Annotated in this window: 16 protein-coding genes and 1 tRNA gene; 14 read left to right on the forward strand and 3 right to left on the reverse strand. The window is 36.6% G+C overall.

Features of this window, described 5'->3' with window-relative positions; translation table 11 throughout:
• The first annotated feature begins 71 nt into the window (after positions 1–71).
• From ltrA to ACESSZ_RS09180, 3 genes are all read left to right on the forward strand, one after another.
• Entirely contained in the window at positions 72–1295 is a 1224-nt protein-coding gene (gene ltrA, locus ACESSZ_RS09170; RefSeq protein ID WP_499842763.1) for a group II intron reverse transcriptase/maturase, read from the forward strand.
• Positions 1296–1520: 225 nt separating this feature from the next.
• On the forward strand, positions 1521–2336 hold the full coding sequence (locus ACESSZ_RS09175) for a purine-nucleoside phosphorylase (RefSeq protein ID WP_331866902.1): 816 nt from the start codon (positions 1521–1523) through the stop codon (positions 2334–2336).
• A 1-nt stretch (position 2337) separates the two neighbouring features.
• Positions 2338–3042: a hypothetical protein gene (locus ACESSZ_RS09180; RefSeq protein WP_008689759.1), complete on the forward strand. Its 705-nt coding sequence runs from the start codon at positions 2338–2340 to the stop codon at positions 3040–3042.
• Between the two features lie 146 nt (positions 3043–3188).
• Here the strand turns inward: ACESSZ_RS09180 and ACESSZ_RS09185 are convergent, their stop codons facing one another.
• The gene (locus ACESSZ_RS09185) at positions 3189–3455 is read right to left on the reverse strand and encodes a hypothetical protein (protein WP_008689758.1); all 267 of its coding nucleotides are present in this window, start codon (positions 3453–3455) and stop codon (positions 3189–3191) included.
• Between the two features lie 106 nt (positions 3456–3561).
• On the reverse strand, positions 3562–5274 hold the full coding sequence (locus ACESSZ_RS09190; RefSeq protein WP_008689757.1) for a [FeFe] hydrogenase, group A: 1713 nt from the start codon (positions 5272–5274) through the stop codon (positions 3562–3564).
• A 263-nt stretch (positions 5275–5537) separates the two neighbouring features.
• Between ACESSZ_RS09190 and murI the strand changes: the two genes are divergently transcribed.
• The 5 genes from murI (at position 5538) to ACESSZ_RS09215 (ending at position 10093) form a co-directional block, all read left to right on the forward strand.
• Positions 5538–6380, forward strand: a complete 843-nt coding sequence (gene murI, locus ACESSZ_RS09195; protein ID WP_017144569.1) for a glutamate racemase — start codon at positions 5538–5540, stop codon at positions 6378–6380.
• 41 nt (positions 6381–6421) lie between these two features.
• Positions 6422–7813, forward strand: a complete 1392-nt coding sequence (locus ACESSZ_RS09200; RefSeq protein WP_318250282.1) for an aminopeptidase — start codon at positions 6422–6424, stop codon at positions 7811–7813.
• Between the two features lie 189 nt (positions 7814–8002).
• Positions 8003–8797 carry a hypothetical protein gene (locus ACESSZ_RS09205; RefSeq protein WP_008689753.1) on the forward strand — a complete coding sequence of 265 codons (795 nt, stop codon included), beginning with the start codon at positions 8003–8005 and terminating at the stop codon, positions 8795–8797.
• Between the two features lie 115 nt (positions 8798–8912).
• Positions 8913–9377 (forward strand): hypothetical protein, encoded by a 465-nt coding sequence (locus tag ACESSZ_RS09210; RefSeq protein WP_128130491.1) that lies wholly within the window; start codon positions 8913–8915, stop codon positions 9375–9377.
• A 29-nt stretch (positions 9378–9406) separates the two neighbouring features.
• Positions 9407–10093: a LytR/AlgR family response regulator transcription factor gene (locus ACESSZ_RS09215; RefSeq protein WP_008689749.1), complete on the forward strand. Its 687-nt coding sequence runs from the start codon at positions 9407–9409 to the stop codon at positions 10091–10093.
• Positions 10094–10337: 244 nt separating this feature from the next.
• Here the strand turns inward: ACESSZ_RS09215 and ACESSZ_RS09220 are convergent.
• Positions 10338–10413 (reverse strand) — tRNA-Gln (locus tag ACESSZ_RS09220).
• Between the two features lie 169 nt (positions 10414–10582).
• Between ACESSZ_RS09220 and gltX the strand changes: the two genes are divergently transcribed.
• The 6 genes from gltX to ACESSZ_RS09250 all read left to right on the forward strand — a co-directional run bounded on the left by gltX (position 10583) and on the right by ACESSZ_RS09250 (position 17285).
• Entirely contained in the window at positions 10583–12043 is a 1461-nt protein-coding gene (gltX, locus tag ACESSZ_RS09225) for a glutamate--tRNA ligase (protein ID WP_008689747.1), read from the forward strand.
• Positions 12044–12254: 211 nt separating this feature from the next.
• Positions 12255–12698, forward strand: a complete 444-nt coding sequence (locus tag ACESSZ_RS09230; RefSeq protein ID WP_008689746.1) for a PaaI family thioesterase — start codon at positions 12255–12257, stop codon at positions 12696–12698.
• Positions 12699–12905: 207 nt separating this feature from the next.
• On the forward strand, positions 12906–13823 hold the full coding sequence (locus tag ACESSZ_RS09235; RefSeq protein WP_196029887.1) for a LysR family transcriptional regulator: 918 nt from the start codon (positions 12906–12908) through the stop codon (positions 13821–13823).
• Between the two features lie 138 nt (positions 13824–13961).
• Positions 13962–14444 carry a hypothetical protein gene (locus ACESSZ_RS09240; RefSeq protein WP_331866903.1) on the forward strand — a complete coding sequence of 161 codons (483 nt, stop codon included), beginning with the start codon at positions 13962–13964 and terminating at the stop codon, positions 14442–14444.
• A 76-nt stretch (positions 14445–14520) separates the two neighbouring features.
• Positions 14521–15390 carry a S24/S26 family peptidase gene (locus ACESSZ_RS09245; protein ID WP_331866904.1) on the forward strand — a complete coding sequence of 290 codons (870 nt, stop codon included), beginning with the start codon at positions 14521–14523 and terminating at the stop codon, positions 15388–15390.
• A gap of 104 nt (positions 15391–15494) precedes the next feature.
• Positions 15495–17285, forward strand: a complete 1791-nt coding sequence (locus ACESSZ_RS09250; protein WP_331866905.1) for an aminopeptidase P family protein — start codon at positions 15495–15497, stop codon at positions 17283–17285.
• Positions 17286–17396: the final 111 nt, after the last annotated feature.

The raw sequence follows: 17396 nt of genomic DNA on the forward strand, positions 1-17396 counted from the left end.
GTAAATGAGCAAATATCCAAAACACATATGATGATTTGTAAGAAAGCGGAAAGGATAGGAGTGCACAAAGTATGTCAAAACTATTAGAAAAGATACTGAACAGAGAAAATATGAACAAAGCCTATAAACGTGTAAAAGCGAACAAAGGAACAAGCGGAATTGATGAAATAACGATTGAGGACGCCTATGTTTATATAAAAGAAAACTGGGAACGTATCAGAGCAGAAATCACAGAAAGGAAGTACAAACCACAGCCAGTAAAGCGAGTTGAAATACCAAAACCGAATGGAGGAACTAGAAATCTGGGGATACCAACGGTAATGGATAGAATCATCCAGCAGGCAATGGTACAAGTATTAAGTCCAATATGTGAAACGTTCTTTTCGGATTATAGTTATGGATTCAGACCAAATCGGAGTTGTGAACAGGCCATAATGAAATTATTGGAATATATCAATGATGGATATGAATGGATAGTAGACATTGACTTAGAGAAATTGTTTGACAACGTGCCACAGGATAAATTGATGAGTTATGTACACATCATCATAAATGATGGAGATACAGAGTCGCTCATACGAAAATATCTTAAAGCAGGTATCATGATAAACGGAAAATATGAAAAGAGTGAAAAGGGAACACCACAGGGTGGAAACCTATCGCCATTATTAAGTAATATTATCCTAAATGAATTAGACAAAGAATTAGAAAGCAGAGGATTACACTTTACCAGATACGCAGACGACTGCGTGATAGCGGTAAAAAGTAGAGCCAGTGCGAACAGAGTGATGCATACAATCACAAAGTGGATTGAACACAAATTGGGACTGAAAGTGAATGCGACAAAGACGCATATCACAAGACCTAACAAATTAAAATATCTAGGCTTTGGATTTTATTATGATACCAAAGCTGAGAAATATTGTGCAAGACCACATGAAAGTTCCATACAACGATTTAAGAGGAAACTAAAACAGCTAACAATCAGAAAGAACACAATGGCTTTAAATGAAAGGATAAGACAACTGAACCAAGTAATACGAGGATGGATAAACTATTATTCCATATGTAATATGAAAACACATATGACAAGGATAGATGAACATCTTCGTACAAGACTGCGAGTAATTATATGGAAACAGTGGAAAGTACCCAGCAAGCGACAGTGGGGATTACAAAAACTTGGGATTAGAAAAGATAGAGCAAGACAGACATCGTATATGGGAGACCATTATCAATGGGTCGTAACCAAAACATGTGTGGTAAGAGCAATATCAAAAGAAAAACTAGCCTAAAAAGGACTAGTCAGTTGTTTAGACTACTATATAGAGAGACACGCTTTGAAATTAAAACGAACCGCCGTATACGGAACCGTACGTACGGTGGTGTGAGAGGGTGATTTATTTCACCCTACTCGATTGCTCAATCAGTATCCTTTCATAATAAAATAGGGATATGTATTCCTTCTTCTTCTTATATCGTTTATAATAAAAGTAAGAAAAAGTAAAGGAGGCAGCACTATGTTTTATGATGATGTAATGGAGGCTAAATCTTATATACAATTGCATATAAACAAGGCTCCTGAAGTAGGGATGATCTTAGGCAGTGGTTTAGGTCAGTTAAGTGAACAAATCGAACATCCTATCACTCTACCTTATGACAGCATTCCTCACTTTCCTATTTCACGTGTAGCAGGACATGAAGGTAATCTTATCATCGGAGAAATGCATGGCAAAAGCGTGATGGTGATGCAGGGAAGATTTCATTATTTTGAAGGCTATGATATGAAGGAAATTACCTTTCCGGTGTTTGTGATGAAAATGTTAGGGGTACATGATCTTATTATTACCAATGCTTGTGGCGGTATCAATCGCACGTTTCAGCAGGGAGATTTAATGCTGATTGATGATTTTATCAATGGTGTTTCTGTGAATCCGTTAATTGGTGTAAATGATGAACGCTTTGGTCCACGCTTTCCAGATATGTCTGAACCATATAGTTCAGATTTAAGAAATTTGGCAAAGACAATAGCTGATCGTTTAATGATACCTTATCATAGTGGTGTATATACGATGTGGCAAGGTCCTTATTATGAAACAGCGGCAGAAATACGCATGTTTGAGCGTGCCGGCAGCGATGCCATAGGCATGTCTACTGTTCCCGAAACCATAGCGGCTAATTATTTAGGTATGCGAGTCTTAGGCATTTCCTGCATAACCAATATGGCAACCGGTATCTGTAAAGAAAAACATTCCCATGTAGAAGTTTTAAAAGTTGCGGAAACGGCAAGCAGCCGTTTATGTGCATGGATTCAAAATATTTTGCAGGAAATGTGATATGAGGGGAATCTGGGAACATAATGGCATTGGTGGCATTTTATGGAGTGAAGATTATCCGGGAGCAAGTGGTAGAGGAAAGACGTTACAAGAAGCAAAGGGTAAACTGTTGCATGATATTCAGCGATATCAAAAATGGTGTGCGCTAGATAAGACCTGCCCAAAAGCTAATGAAGATATCGTCATAGTTCAGGAAAAGGACAGTACCTTACAAGTGCAGGATGCAGATAGTGATGTGCTATTTGATAGTGAACGAAACAGCCTACATATCGAAGAATATCTTATATTGAAACAGCGTTGCATACAATCAGCGCATGATTTTCTTACCTTATATCAAAGCATACCTAAGAAATTATACACTGATCTATTTCCCCGTAAGACTTTTTATGGGAAGATTCCTACAACAGCACAAGCAATGTATGAACATACCAATAATGTCACGTCTTATTATATGGGAGAAATAAAGGTATCACTGCAAAACCTGACAAACATATATGAGAATCGTTTACAGGCTTTTGCATTATTAGAGAAACAAGAGCATTTTTTAGATAATAAGATTTATATAGGAAATTATGATGAAGCATGGACACTGGCAAAGGTCATGCGTCGTTTTATCTGGCACGATACGATTCATGCAAAGGCGATGTATCGTATGGCGATGCGCAAATGGGATAGGAAGATAATCCGTAATCCTTATCAATTCTAAAAAAGGTACAGAGAGCTGATGATGAAATGATCATCAGTAACCTGTACTTTTTTCATAATGATAGTCAAGGTGAAGGCAAGAACGACATATGCTTAATAATATTCATTAAGCAGTTGCGTAAGATGGCGATGAAGCTCAAGCAGCTATTATTTATGATACCAACTATAGTATTCTTCATCCTTTTCACTTGCGATTTCTTCTATCATTTCTTCTTCATAAATATAGAAGGTCTGATTGCCATATAATGCCAGAAAGTCTTCCATTGAAAGCATAAAACGGGAATATTCATTTTGTATGCGAACACCATCTTTATGCTGGATAGCATACACCATCCCCTTTTTATCTGTCGTACAAACGATGGCATGTGCCTTTAAACAATCTTTTAATTGTTGTATTGAATTAATTTTTTCCATAGGAATACCTCACTGTCCATTATTGTATCGTAAAAATGTGAAAGAAGCCAAGTCTTTCATAAAAATAAATCAAAAACCTCATTGTTTTGGCAATGAGGTCTATTGTTTATGCAATCTTTTCAAACATTTCTTTAGGAACCGTACAAATCGGACACTTGTAGTCATCGCTTTCTTTTGTGATATCACCTTCATAGATGTAACCACAAATCGTGCAGCGATATTTTACATCCGTACTTGTTTCTTCTGCAGGTGCTTGTGTAGCTGGCTCCTTAACTAATTCAAACATTTCTTTAGGAACCGTACAAATCGGACACTTGTAGTCGTCACTTTCCTTTGTGATATCACCTTCATAGATGTAGCCACAGATCGTACAGCGATATTTCACATCAGAAGATGTAGGTGTTCCTGCTACAGTTGAATCAGCTTCAAATGCCTTTGCGTAAACAGCGGGATCTTCACCTAAATCTTTGCGTTCATGATAGGTCGTATGCAATAAAGCTTCGGCCAAAGTACTTAAAGGTGTGCCATAGAATTCTTCATAGACAGCTTTGATATGTGGATTATCATGGGAATTACGCAAGCTCATAGAAGCATCTTTATCATATAATGAAGCAATGCGTTTTTTACGGATATCCTGCATATCTTCACCGATATGCTTTGGCTGTCCGCCTCCGCCGATGCAACCACCAGGACATGTCATAACTTCCACAAAGTCATAATGTGTTTTGGTTTCTTCCATATGCGCAATAAATTTACGGGCATTATCTGTACCATGCACAACAGCAACGCGTACAGGAATATCGGCAATCGTTACACTGGCTTCACGTACACCGGCAAGCCCGCGTATCGCTTCAAGCTTCAATAAATCATCACCAGGCTGTTCATTTGTAAGAAAATAATAGGCACTTCTTACAGCAGCTTCCATAACACCACCGGTATTGCCAAAGATGACACCGGCACCACTACCTCTAGGCATGAGGCTATCATAGTCACTTTCCCCAACACTAGTTAGATCTAAATTTTCTGCACGCAGCCAATTCGCTAACTCTTTTGTGGTAACTACCTTATCACAGTCACGATACCCTTGGGTATGATGATAGTTTGCGGCATCATGAAATTCTTCTCTGGTAATTTCAAATTTCTTTGCGGTACATGGGGTAATGGCTACTATATAAATATCTTCAGGAGCGATTCCTTCTTTCTTCGCAAACCATGTTTTAATGGTCGGCGCAAACATACTGATTGGAGATTTGCTAGATGAAATATTTGGTAATAGCTGTGGATAATAGGTTTCAACGAATTTTATCCATGCCGGGCAGCAGCTGGTAAATTGCGGTAATGGTTTCTTGTTTTGAATGCGATCAATCAGTTCACTGGCTTCTTCCATAATGGTCAAATCTGCCGCAAACGTTGTATCGAATACATAATTCACACCAACACTGCGAAGAGCTGCAACCATTTGTTTCTCTACATAGCTTCCGGCTTCCATGCCAAATTCTTCACCTAAGCCAACGCGCACACTTGGCGACGTGATTGCCACCACTTTTTTCTTGCCGCTTTTAATGACATCCGCTACTTCCATCCAATCCTGACGCTCAACCAAAGCACCTGTTGGACAAACATTTACACATTGTCCACAATGAATACAAATGGCGGTATCCTCTGTTTTTAATAAATCATAATGATGACCGACAGATATTTCTTTCTTACAAACTTCTTTACATTGTCCGCAACGAATACATAAGCTCTCAATTCGTCGTATTGCCGGATTATCATTTTCAACTGGTACTCGTATATCTATACTTACATGTTTGCTCATAAACTTTCCTCCATATTTAAGAATGATTCTTAATATATTCATATCATACCTTTATTTCCAGTATCTGTCAATATACTTCTCAATGAATCTTATTTTTTCTAACATGGGCTTTTTTTTAATGCTTCAAAAACCATTGTCACACGATTTTTATGCAATTTTAAAATTTTACATAGTAAGAAAAGAATCCTAGAGAATGCGAAATGATTTAAGGTCTGCAGAAACTTTCCTTCCGTGTGTAAAATTTATTGAAACTAGATGAAAGAATGAAGAAAAAAGGGTATAATGATAAGGCAGTAATGATTTATGAGGAGAGTGATGATGTGACGGAAATAGAAAAAGCAATAGGGGTTTTTGATTCCGGACTTGGCGGCATCAGCGTATTAAGAGAATTACGCAGATGGATGCCAAAAGAACGATATCTCTACTTTGGCGATTCTGCCTTTGCGCCATATGGAGAAAAAGCGCGTACAGACATCACACAGCGCTGCATACAGATATGTGATGAATTGGTAAATAGAGGTGTAAAAGCGATTGTGATTGCTTGTAATACCGCAACGAGTGCTTGTGTAGAAGAACTGCGCAAGCGTTATCCGCACTTACCAATCGTTGGTATGGAACCAGCCTTAAAACCTGCTGTTGAAGGAAAGCAGGCTCAACAGGTCATCGTTATGGCAACACGCTTCACCTTGAAAGAGAAAAAATTTGAGTTACTGATGTCACGCTATCAGAAAGAGCATTGTATCTATAAATTACCAACTCCTAAGTTAGTAGAATTAGTTGAACAAGATAAGTTGGAAGATCATGCTCTTGTGGAAGCTACGCTAAGGGAATACTTTGCCCCTTATGATCTATCAGGTATAGATAGTATCGTATTAGGCTGTACACATTTTGTGTTCTTCCGTGAACAGATACGTCATATCGTAGGAAATCAAATAGCTCTTGTGGATGGCAATGCCGGCACCAGCCGCCATGTCTTAGAATTGCTAGAGAAGCATGGAACTTGTCAAACAGAGGATGGTCATCATGATATTACGATATTAAATTCATCCCCGGATCCTGCTTACATAGCATTGAGTAAAAAGCTGTTGAACATAGAAAGTTTTTAAGTTGAAATCAAAAGGCAAACAGTTATATAATGTCATACAGAATGGAGGAAATGAAAATGAGAGAAATTGCATGGAACAAATATGATGAGCAAAAGATGAAAGAAGTCATGGACTTCTCTGAAGGCTATAAGAAATTTATCTCGGAATGTAAAACAGAAAGAGAATGTGTTACAGAAAGTATAAAAATTGCGGAAGCACACGGGTATCGTAATCTGGAAGATGTCATTCGCAATCAGGAAACTTTAAAGCCAGGTGATAAGGTGTATGCGAATAATATGGGGAAGACCATTGCCTTATTTTTGATTGGTAAAGAACCTTTAGAAAAAGGAATGAAAATTCTTGGTGCACATATTGACAGCCCACGTCTGGATTTAAAACAGAATCCTTTATATGAAGATAAAGATCTGGCAATGCTGGAAACCCATTATTATGGTGGTATCAAAAAATATCAGTGGGTTACATTGCCACTTGCGATGCATGGTGTCATCGTTCGTAAAGATGGCAGCAGTGTGCAGGTGAACATTGGTGAAAATGAAAATGATCCGGTTGTCGGTATCAGTGATTTATTAGTTCATTTGTCAAGTGATCAGCTAGGTAAAAAAGGTAGTGTGGTTATTGAGGGTGAAGACTTAAATATCACGGTAGGCAGCATTCCTCTTAAGGATGAAGAAAAAGACGCAGTGAAGATGAATGTCTTAAAGCTGTTGAAAGAAACCTATCAGATCGAAGAAGATGACTTTGTATCTGCGGAAATCGAAGTTGTACCTGCCGGCAAGGCAAGAGATTATGGATTGGATCGCAGTATGGTAATGGGATATGGTCATGATGATCGCATCTGTGCATACACATCTTTAATGGCTTTATTAGAGATGCAAGAAATTGATCGTAGCGCTGTTTGTTTATTAGTGGATAAAGAAGAAGTTGGAAGTATCGGGGCAACCGGTATGGAATCAAAATTCTTTGAAAATATGGTGGCAGAAGTCATGAATTGTTTGGGAGATTACAGCGAATTAAAAGTACGTCGCGCATTAGCTAATTCTCGCATGCTGAGCAGTGATGTAAGTGCAGCCTTTGATCCTAACTATGCATCTGTTATGGAACCTAAAAATTCCGCATACATGGGAAAAGGTATTGTCTTTAATAAATACACCGGCTCACGTGGAAAAGGTGGCTGTAATGATGCAAATGCAGAATATATCGCAGCTTTAAGAAATATCATGGAAAAAGAAAACGTATCTTATCAGACAGCTGAGCTTGGTAAAGTTGATCAGGGCGGCGGAGGAACGATCGCCTATATTCTGGCACAATATGATATGGAAGTCATTGACTGTGGTGTCGCATTGCATAATATGCATGCACCATGGGAAATCGCCTCAAAAGCAGATATCTATGAAACAACAAGAGGATATGTAGCTTTCTTAAAACATGCATAAGGTATAAGATGGATGGTATGAAACATGTGCCATCTTTTCTTTATGCGATATAGTTGAAAAGCATATCCCAATACGCAATTACGATGATTACTGTGTAAAAGATTAGCAGAGAATGCAAAATCATAGCAGGTATATGGAAAGAAAGAGGTGAGATATTTATAATGCTAGTGAAAGATGAGGTATGAAAATATGAAATTTAAAAAAGTTATTAACTTTAGTATGGCTTTATTGATGCTTTTCAGCAGTATGCAGGTAGTTTATGGTAAAGAATCAAGTTCTTTAGATGAAGAAATCAAAGAAAAGGCTATAAAAGATAAGAAAGTTTTAAATCCTAAAACATATGAAAACATAGTGAAGCAATCGTCCGATATTGAAGAAATTAATGCAAAACTTGATAAATATGTTGTTAAAGAAGAAGTTATATATGAAAATTCAAAGAGTAGAACAAGTAATGGAAAAAAACGTATTACTAAAAAATATTTATATAGTTATGATAATAATCTTCAATCAAAAAGTAAGATTGGTTCGTTAAATACTTTAGCTAATATTGTTTTAAGTTTTGCTAGTTTGGTTCCAAGTACCATGCAATTTAAAATTTCGTTACTGGCAATAGCAACTACTATTTTAGGTATACCAAAAGGTGAGGTCACAACCACGAAATCTGTTAGTGGTAAAACAAAATATGATACTATATTAACAATTAAGACAGGTGAGATTTATGAAAATGGATGGATAGGTAAAGCACAATCTAGAGAAAAAAAGTATTCAAGCTATATATTAGCTAGTGGTTATAATAAAAAAGGTAAACATTTTTCTAAAACTTGTGAGTTAGGCACAATGAAAAAACAAACAGGTAAGTATTTCTCAGATAGTAGTTTATTAGCGAGAGTTAGGTATGGAATGCAACCAACAGAAATTTGGGATGAACATACTGGAAAAACTACGTATTATAAAAAAACGGTAAAGAATTGTAAAATTAAGTGATGCTTTCTATGATGTTATATAAAAATATAGTATAATATAAACGGTGGTGAAAATTATGATAAAGGAAAAAAAGAACCTTATTATCTTTATAAGTATTCTTTTGATAGGTATATTCATGCTTTTTGTAATAATGCAAAAAAAGGAAACAGCTGTTTGTGAAAACGGTATGATGACAAATGTGAACAGTAAAGATATCCAAAAAAACTATGGTGTAGATGTAGCTTTTATCGAAGATGCAGTAGCTGACATAGCTGATTCTGTAAGCAATGGACAATTTGAAATATCCTTTACAAAAAAGGATTGTTCATCAGATGCATGGGCAGCACTTAGTGGCACATACTCTTTTTACGTCAATGAAAAACATGCTTTATTACATTTGATTGTGAATAAAGTGAATGAGCGTCATGGATACGAATTAGAACAACTGACTTCGGCAAAAACGGTACAGCTAGGAAAGATTGAGGCAAAGTTACAAACCGAAAATACGCTAGGCATTTTGCAATTTCAAAAGGATGGCTATGCATTTCAAATTATCTTACCAAAGGATATCATGCATCGCTTTATCGCAACAGTGAAATAATGCAACAGTAAAAAGGTGGGGCATGGGTTATGAAAAATTATAAAATTGTTGTATGTGATGATAGCAAAGATATGCGTGATATGATATACAAGAAATTAAAAAGCCTTGATAACATAAATTTTGATGTTGTTTTAGCTGATGATAGAACGATTGATCTATCACAAGAATATGATGCGTATCTGTTGGATATCGAAATGCCACATACGGATGGCTTTGCGCTAGCTACGAAAATTCATTCATTATATAAGAATGCTTTGATATTATTTTTAACTAGCCATACGGAGTTATCAATGGTTGGTTATGAATATCAAGTATTCCGTTTTATAGGAAAAAATGATTTGGATTCTGTGTTTGAAACTTATATGAAAGATGTGAAAGAGGAGCTGGATCGCAGAAATCGTTATCTTATTGCAAAGGATGAGGAAGGCAATGAGATGGTGGTTTACTTGCGAGAAATTATTTGTATATATTCAGAAGGAAATTATTTGAATTATGCAACGTCCAAGCAGATATATCGTAATAGAGAAAAGTTAAAAAATTTTAAAGGGGATGTTTTCATACAGGCATCTAATGGGATGCTTGTGAATTTCTGTCATATAAATAAGATTGAAAAATCGCATGTTTTATTAAGTAATCAAAATAAAGTGAAATTAGGAAGAACATATAAGAAAGATTTTCTTACCAAAGTTATGCAATGTCGTATTGCGTCTATTTAAAGGAAAAAGATTTTTTGCCTTTTTTCTATAGGCTAAAATGATACAGGTGATACAATAGGTCATCTGTAATCGTAAGGGACATAACTAGGGGAGAAACGATAAAGAATGAAAAAAGTGCAAGAAATCCAAAAGGAAGACGAGCACTTTTTTTTGGTAATTACCTTGATTATAAACTAACACATCCAAGCACCCCAGCAATCATTTTTGCACAAAAAAAGTCGCATCTGCGACTTCATTTTTTATATGGCTGGGGTACTTGGATTCGAACCAAGGAAATGCCAGATTCAGAGTCTGGTGCCTTACCGCTTGGCTATACCCCAATTTCGGCAACACCGATATTCTAATAAAAAACCATGCATTTGTCAACAACAAATTTCATTATTTTAAGGAAACTTTCGAAAAAGTTTGGAAATGGATAAAAAATTCATTGCCAATGCCATTTCTTTATTATATTATTAGTATGCTGATTGAAAGGGTGACAATACATATATGAGTAAAATTAGAACGAGATTTGCACCAAGCCCTACCGGTTATATGCATATCGGTAACCTGAGAACTGCTTTATTTGAATATTTGATCGCAAAGCATGAAGATGGTGACTTCATTCTTCGTATTGAAGATACCGACCAAGAACGTTTAGTAGAGGGTGCCGTAGATATTATTTACGATACATTAAAAGAGGTCGGTTTAACCCATGATGAAGGGCCAGATGTTGGTGGTGATTTTGGACCATACGTTCAATCTGAACGCTTGCCTATGTATAAAAAATATGCCGATGAATTGGTTGATCTTGGTGGTGCACATTATTGCTTCTGCGGTGAAGAAGAGATTGAAAAACAGCGCAAAGAAGCCGAAAGCCTTGGTATCTCTTTTAAATATGATGATCCATGTAAACACATCTCTGTTGAAGAGGCAAGAGAACGTATCGCAAATGGCGAGAAATATGTCGTACGTCAGACCATCAAGCATAGTGGCGAAACCTATTTTGATGATGAAGTATATGGACGTATCGAAGTGGATAACAGTATCTTAGATGAAAGTGTACTGCTAAAATCTGATGGGTATCCTACATATAACTTTGCGAATATCATTGATGACCACCAAATGGGAATCACCCATGTCGTACGTGGAAACGAATACTTGTCTTCCACACCAAAATACAATCTGATTTATCAGTCTTATGGATGGGACATTCCAACATATGTACATGTTCCACCGGTTATGAAGGATGAACAGCATAAGTTGAGCAAACGTAATGGGGATGCCAGTTTCCAGGATCTAGTCAAGAAAGGCTATCTTCCACAGGCTATTTTAAACTACATCGCATTATTAGGATGGTCTCCGGAAACAGAACAGGAAATTTATACGTTAGAAGAATTAATTAAAGTATTTGACATTAAACGTATTTCTAAATCACCAGCCATCTTTGATATTGATAAACTGACTTGGATGAATGGTATGTATTTACGTGAGATGAGCGTTGAAGAATTCTATGAACTGGCAAAACCATATATTGAACAAAGCGTTCATCGCCCTGTGGATATGATGGCTGTAGCGCGCATTTTGCAGCCACGTACTGATGTTTTATCCACGATACCGGAAAGTATTGACTTTATTGATGAATTGCCGGAATATGATATTGCCATGTATGTTCATAAGAAGATGAAGACAACGTATGAAATTGCCTTAAAGGCGCTAAAAGCTGCGAAAGAGGTTTTATCAGAGCTGAACGACTGGTCAAATGAAGAAACCCTTCATGAATTACTGTTAGCATTGCCGAAACAGATGGAAATGAAAAATGGGCAGATTTTATGGCCGGTACGTACCGCTATTACGGGAAAACAGTTCACTCCGGGTGGAGCTATTGAAATTGCGCATATCTTAGGTAAAGATGAAACATTAAAGCGTATTGAAGTTGGTATCGCAAAGCTAGAAAAAGAGGTAAACTAAAACCAATACACAAACAACCTGTACAAGCGGGTTGTTTTCTTTTTCTATAAGCAAAAGAGTATACGTTTTTCTACGCAATTGAATTATGATTTAAAAGAAAAGTTACTATCTTTATGGATGAGCAAGGAATATCTTAGCAGTTAGATTCCATGCTCTTTGCGTTGTTATTTTTATGGAATGTATCTATAATAGAGGCATGGGAGGTATTGTTATGGAAAAGGATTATATACAGCAGCGTTTACATGACTTTATCAATCGCCGTTTACAGGCCCAAAATACGATTAATGCAATGATGGAAATGCGCGTGCTTTCTATCAACATAAATAAAAAACAGGTGATATTACAATTCCCTGTGCAAAAATGGCAATTAAATCCTGCCGGGCATATGCATGGAGGCATGCTTTCAACCGCTATGGATATTACGATGGGATGTGCATCCTATATCTTTAGTGATGCCAGCTTTACACCAACGATTCAAATGTCTGTAAACTTTGATAAGGGGATAGCGGAGCATGAAACATTGGTGATTGAAGGCTATTGTGATCATGTGGGAAGCCGCATCGTTCAAGCTCGAGCAATTGCACACTTTTCTGACAGCAATGCGCTTGTTGCTACAGCCAATGGTTCCTATGCTGTTAACCATAGACAAAACTAAAAAGTTTTAATTCTCTAACGATGTTTTGAATGTAGTTTCATTTTGATCGATTCCTTAATTTTCATATCGATGACATGTCATCTTTATAAGAAACTATCATCATGGATTTATTCGTTTTTTTAGAATCTTTCATATACATTTAATCATAAGAATATCATATCTGAAATAAACATGGTACAATCATATTATACAATATGGGAGAATGTTATGAAAAAGGATCAATTAAAGAATTTCGTTGAGGTCGCTGATTGCGGCAGTATCAACAAGGCAGCGGAAAAACTCTATATCAGTCAGCCTAGCTTAAGTCGTTCGATTCACGCATTAGAAGAAGAAATGGGGAGAAAACTTTTTATCCGCTCAAATCGTGGTATCACCCTTACACCTACTGGTAATCTCCTTTATTATTATGCACGTTCGATTTTAAATCAGTTTCGTGTATTAGAGCGTTTGAAAAAATTAGAAAATGAGCAAATCTATAGTAAACTATCAATTTCTGTAAATTCTATATTTCTACATGATGATATGATTTTGGAATTTTATAAACGTGCTTCTTCAGCCGAAACAGAGATACATTTCATTGAAACCACAGCAGAAGAAGTTTTACAAAATGTGGTACAGCTACGCTCTGAAATCGGCATTACGATTTTGAATGATTTACAACTTGGCGTGTTTTCAAAAATGGCAGAGATAAAAGAAATTGAAGTTATGGTAATGGATCGTAAGCCATTATATGTACATGTTAACGAAAAGATACCGTTACAAGATAGTCGCTTTGTCGATGCTGAAGAGTTAATTGAGTATCCTTATATACATTTACCGAAAGATTTCTTTTCAGATTTAAATCAATCACTAACCATCAACAAAACGTTGTTATCGGATTTTAAAAAAATGATTACGATGAGTAATTATCATGCTATTATCAACATGATCAATCACGCTCAAGCCTTTTTATTAGGAAATCAATGGCAAATAGATGAATTGCGACATTCTAATATTCGCAGTCTGCGTTTTAAAAATTGCGATATCATGGAAAATTTCGTTATTATAAAAAGAAAGCGAGAGATCTTATCCAGTGCAGGAGAAATCTTTCTTGATATTTTGAAAAAAGAATATGGGTTTATGTAGTTATGCGAAAAAAACATAACCAGATATGATGCTATTAGCATTATGCAACTTTCCTTTTCTGGCTTACAATAAGGATGTAAAGAAAAAGACATAAATTGTCTGCAAGAAAAACATTACTTTGAAAAGGAGAGAATTATCATGAAAAAAAGTACATTATTATCACTCGCTACCGCTGGTGCCATCGTATTAACATCAGCAGGAACTTACGCTGTTTGGGATACATTAAGTGGAACATCAACAGGTCAGATCACTGTTGCTAATTCTAGCGTTACAGTTGCCGCAACAAATATGACGTTTGTAGAAGGTACAGATACAATTGGAGAAGATAGTATAGCGTATACTGGAACAGCTAAATTTGAAGTAACAGATGCTGGTAACAATGTGAATACGATGACATTAGTACCTACAGTGAAAAATGGAGAAAATATTGTAAATGCTGCTGATGTTGATGTCACAATCAAAAAAGGTGAAGTAGAATTAACTAAAACAGATGCTAACTATACAGATACTACTTTAACAAGTGGTGATAATGAATATACGGTAGAAGTCACTGTAAAAAATAAAGCTTTAGCTGGTAATACATTAGATGTTGAAGTGACAGGTACTGCAAGTCATAGCTAAGCAAAAAGCCGTCGAACGACGGTTTTTTTAAAAGGAGGTTCTCTTTAAGATAGAATATGTTAAAGGAGAGATTGTCATGCAATTGAGAAAAAAATGGCTAAAATTGATAAGTGCTGCCCTCTTGACAGTACTTTTATCATGTCTGTTAAGTGCTGTCTTTTGGCCGGAAAAGACTTCTCAATTCATCGGTTATCGTTTTTATACGGTATTAACGGATAGCATGGAGCCGATCATTCCTACACATTCTCTAGTATTTAGTAAACGGATTGATGAAGATGAACCATTGCAGCCAGATACCATCGTTACCTTTCATGCCAATCGTTTTGGTAAAGATATTTTATTGACGCATTATTTTAAGAAGACACAGGTCAAAGATGGAATAACTTATTATCGAACACAAGGTGCGAGTGCAAAAGATTATGATAATTATGAAACAACACGTTCAGATATTATCGGAAAATATATGTTTCATATTCCTTATTTGGGAAAGATCTTCCTCTTTCTAAAAAGCCCTTTTGGTTTACTCATGTATGCAGAATTAGCAGTGATTTTTCTGATAAATCGTGTAATACGCACACGATGGGAAGAAAAGGATAAAGAAATCAAAGAAAAAGAAAAGGCATTATCAGAAGTAAAGAAACAAATGCAGAAAAGGCTATCCATCACAAAGCTTACTTCCTTTATCGATATGAATGACACGCTCCACCTGCATGGGACATTGACAAATTATTTTCCTGAAGCCGTTTCTTACATAGTTGCAAAACTGACTTTCTATGATGAGCAAAAACATGAACTCTTCCATGAAAAATGGTATCTCTGTGGTAAAGAAGGGATACTTGCTAAGGAAAGTAAAGATTTCTCTTATACGCATTTACATGCCAAAGATATAGCGCATTATCACATAGCTATTCTTTCGTATAAAAATATGGAGGATGCACAGGAGTGATGAAACATCACTTCTTTTTTTAAACGCATATTTGCGTAAAGGAGTGGGCAGAATATGCAAAATGAGGTACAATAGGATAGACGATTGATGAGGAGGCAAATGCTATGACGATTATTGAAAAACTAACAGCTTTGCGTTCGCTGATGAAAGAACGCCATATGGATGCCTATATCATTCCAACATCCGATTTTCATGAGACCGAATACGTGGGAGAACATTTTAAGGCAAGAAAATATATGTCTGGTTTTAGTGGGTCTCAGGGAACTTTAATCGTATGTCAGGATAAGGCAGCGTTGTGGACGGATGGGCGCTATTTTATTCAGGCTGAAAACCAGTTACAGGGAACAACGATTGATTTAATGAAACAAGGTGAAGAAGGCGTCCCTACGATGGAAGAATATTTATATGAAAATGTTTTTGAACATGGTACGGTAGGCTTTGATGGGCGCGTAATGAACACTGCCCTTGTGGAAAAACTAGCGGATAAATTACAGGCGAAAAAAAGTACTTTTGCTTGTGAAGAAGATTTGGTAGGAATGATCTGGAAAGACAGACCGGCATTGCCCAAAAAGAAAGGGTTCTTTTTAGAAGAGTGCTACAGTGGAGAAAGTACAAAAGAAAAACTGAAACGCATTCGTGCTGTCCTAAAACAAGAAAAAGCGACACATCATATCGTAACATCTTTGGATGATATTGCTTGGATCTTGAATATGCGTGGCTGGGATATTGCCCACTTCCCGGTAATGCTAAGTTATCTGATCATTGATGAAAACAGTGCATCCTTATATATTAATGAAAGCAAGCTTGATGATCAATTACGTGATAATTTGCAAGAAAATGCTATTGTCATATGTCCATACGATGCCATTTATGAGGATGTGAAAAAAATTGCCCAAGATGCTGTTGTGCTGTTGGATAAAACGATCGTGAATTATGCTATTACTTCAGGGCTGCATAAGGAGATTACCGTAATAAATCGTCCTAATCCTAGCCAACTTATGAAGGCGATGAAGAATCCGATTGAATTGGCGAATAATCGAAAAGCACACATTAAGGATGCGATTGCCATGTGTAAATTTATGTATTGGTTAAAAACCAAGATCGGTAAAGAAACGATTACCGAAATCAGTGCCAGTGCATACCTGGAAACATTACGCAAGGAACAGGGCTGTTTCGATATCAGCTTTGATACCATATCGGCTTATAAGGAACATGCGGCAATGATGCATTATAGTGCCAATGAGGAAACAAATGCCGAATTGAAACCAGAAGGCATGTTATTGGTAGATAGTGGCGCACAGTATTTGGAAGGCACCACCGATATTACCAGAACCTTTGTGTTAGGTGCTATCAGTGATGAAATCAAGCATCATTTTACAACAGCATTGCGTTCCCATATCGCGTTATCAAAAGCACATTTCTTATATGGTTGTCGTGGCTTAAACTTGGATATTTTGGCAAGAGGACCATTATGGGATCTTGCTCTAGATTATAAATGTGGTACCGGTCATGGCGTAGGACATGTATTGAATGTTCATGAAGGTCCAAATGGTTTCCGCTGGCGCATTGTACCAGAAAGAAATGATAGCTGTGTATTAGAGGAAGGTATGACGCAGTCAAATGAACCGGGTGTTTATGTCGAAGGCTCTCATGGTATTCGTCATGAAAATGAAATGGTCGTATGCAAGGGTGAAAAGAATGAATATGGTCAATTTATGTATTTTGAAACCATTACGTTTGTGCCCTTTGATCTGGATGGTATTGATGCATCTTTATTAACACAGTATGAAAAAGCATGGTTGAATGCATATCATCAAGAAGTATATGAAAAGATTTCTCCTTATTTAATGGAAGAAGAACAAAGCTGGCTTCGTGAAGCGACCAGAGCAATCTAAAAGAAAAGAGCTGCCCCCCAAAAGGTAGCTCTTATTGTATGAGAAAACCCCCAGATAGTCTGGGGGTTCCGTAGAGCTTTAGCGATGAGCCTTTAAAAATAAAACTCCTTT

This window comes from Eubacterium sp. 3_1_31 (assembly GCF_964249515.1).
Taxonomy (GTDB): domain Bacteria; phylum Bacillota_I; class Bacilli_A; order Erysipelotrichales; family Erysipelotrichaceae; genus Longicatena; species Longicatena caecimuris.

Excerpts from the sequence above, each read along its gene's own strand:
- ltrA (WP_499842763.1), top strand. The coding sequence starts at position 72 with ATGTCAAAACTATTAGAAAAGATACTGAACAGAGAAAATATGAACAAA.
- ACESSZ_RS09185 (WP_008689758.1), bottom strand. The coding sequence starts at position 3,455 with ATGGAAAAAATTAATTCAATACAACAATTAAAAGATTGTTTAAAGGCA.
- ACESSZ_RS09215 (WP_008689749.1), top strand. The coding sequence starts at position 9,407 with ATGAAAAATTATAAAATTGTTGTATGTGATGATAGCAAAGATATGCGT.
- murI (WP_017144569.1), top strand. The coding sequence starts at position 5,538 with ATGAAGAAAAAAGGGTATAATGATAAGGCAGTAATGATTTATGAGGAG.
- ACESSZ_RS09250 (WP_331866905.1), top strand. The coding sequence starts at position 15,495 with ATGACGATTATTGAAAAACTAACAGCTTTGCGTTCGCTGATGAAAGAA.
- ACESSZ_RS09180 (WP_008689759.1), top strand. The coding sequence starts at position 2,338 with ATGAGGGGAATCTGGGAACATAATGGCATTGGTGGCATTTTATGGAGT.
- ACESSZ_RS09175 (WP_331866902.1), top strand. The coding sequence starts at position 1,521 with ATGTTTTATGATGATGTAATGGAGGCTAAATCTTATATACAATTGCAT.
- ACESSZ_RS09210 (WP_128130491.1), top strand. The coding sequence starts at position 8,913 with ATGCTTTTTGTAATAATGCAAAAAAAGGAAACAGCTGTTTGTGAAAAC.
- ACESSZ_RS09240 (WP_331866903.1), top strand. The coding sequence starts at position 13,962 with ATGAAAAAAAGTACATTATTATCACTCGCTACCGCTGGTGCCATCGTA.
- ACESSZ_RS09190 (WP_008689757.1), bottom strand. The coding sequence starts at position 5,274 with ATGAGCAAACATGTAAGTATAGATATACGAGTACCAGTTGAAAATGAT.
- ACESSZ_RS09235 (WP_196029887.1), top strand. The coding sequence starts at position 12,906 with ATGAAAAAGGATCAATTAAAGAATTTCGTTGAGGTCGCTGATTGCGGC.
- ACESSZ_RS09245 (WP_331866904.1), top strand. The coding sequence starts at position 14,521 with ATGCAATTGAGAAAAAAATGGCTAAAATTGATAAGTGCTGCCCTCTTG.
- ACESSZ_RS09200 (WP_318250282.1), top strand. The coding sequence starts at position 6,422 with ATGGAGGAAATGAAAATGAGAGAAATTGCATGGAACAAATATGATGAG.
- gltX (WP_008689747.1), top strand. The coding sequence starts at position 10,583 with ATGAGTAAAATTAGAACGAGATTTGCACCAAGCCCTACCGGTTATATG.
- ACESSZ_RS09230 (WP_008689746.1), top strand. The coding sequence starts at position 12,255 with ATGGAAAAGGATTATATACAGCAGCGTTTACATGACTTTATCAATCGC.
- ACESSZ_RS09205 (WP_008689753.1), top strand. The coding sequence starts at position 8,003 with ATGAAATTTAAAAAAGTTATTAACTTTAGTATGGCTTTATTGATGCTT.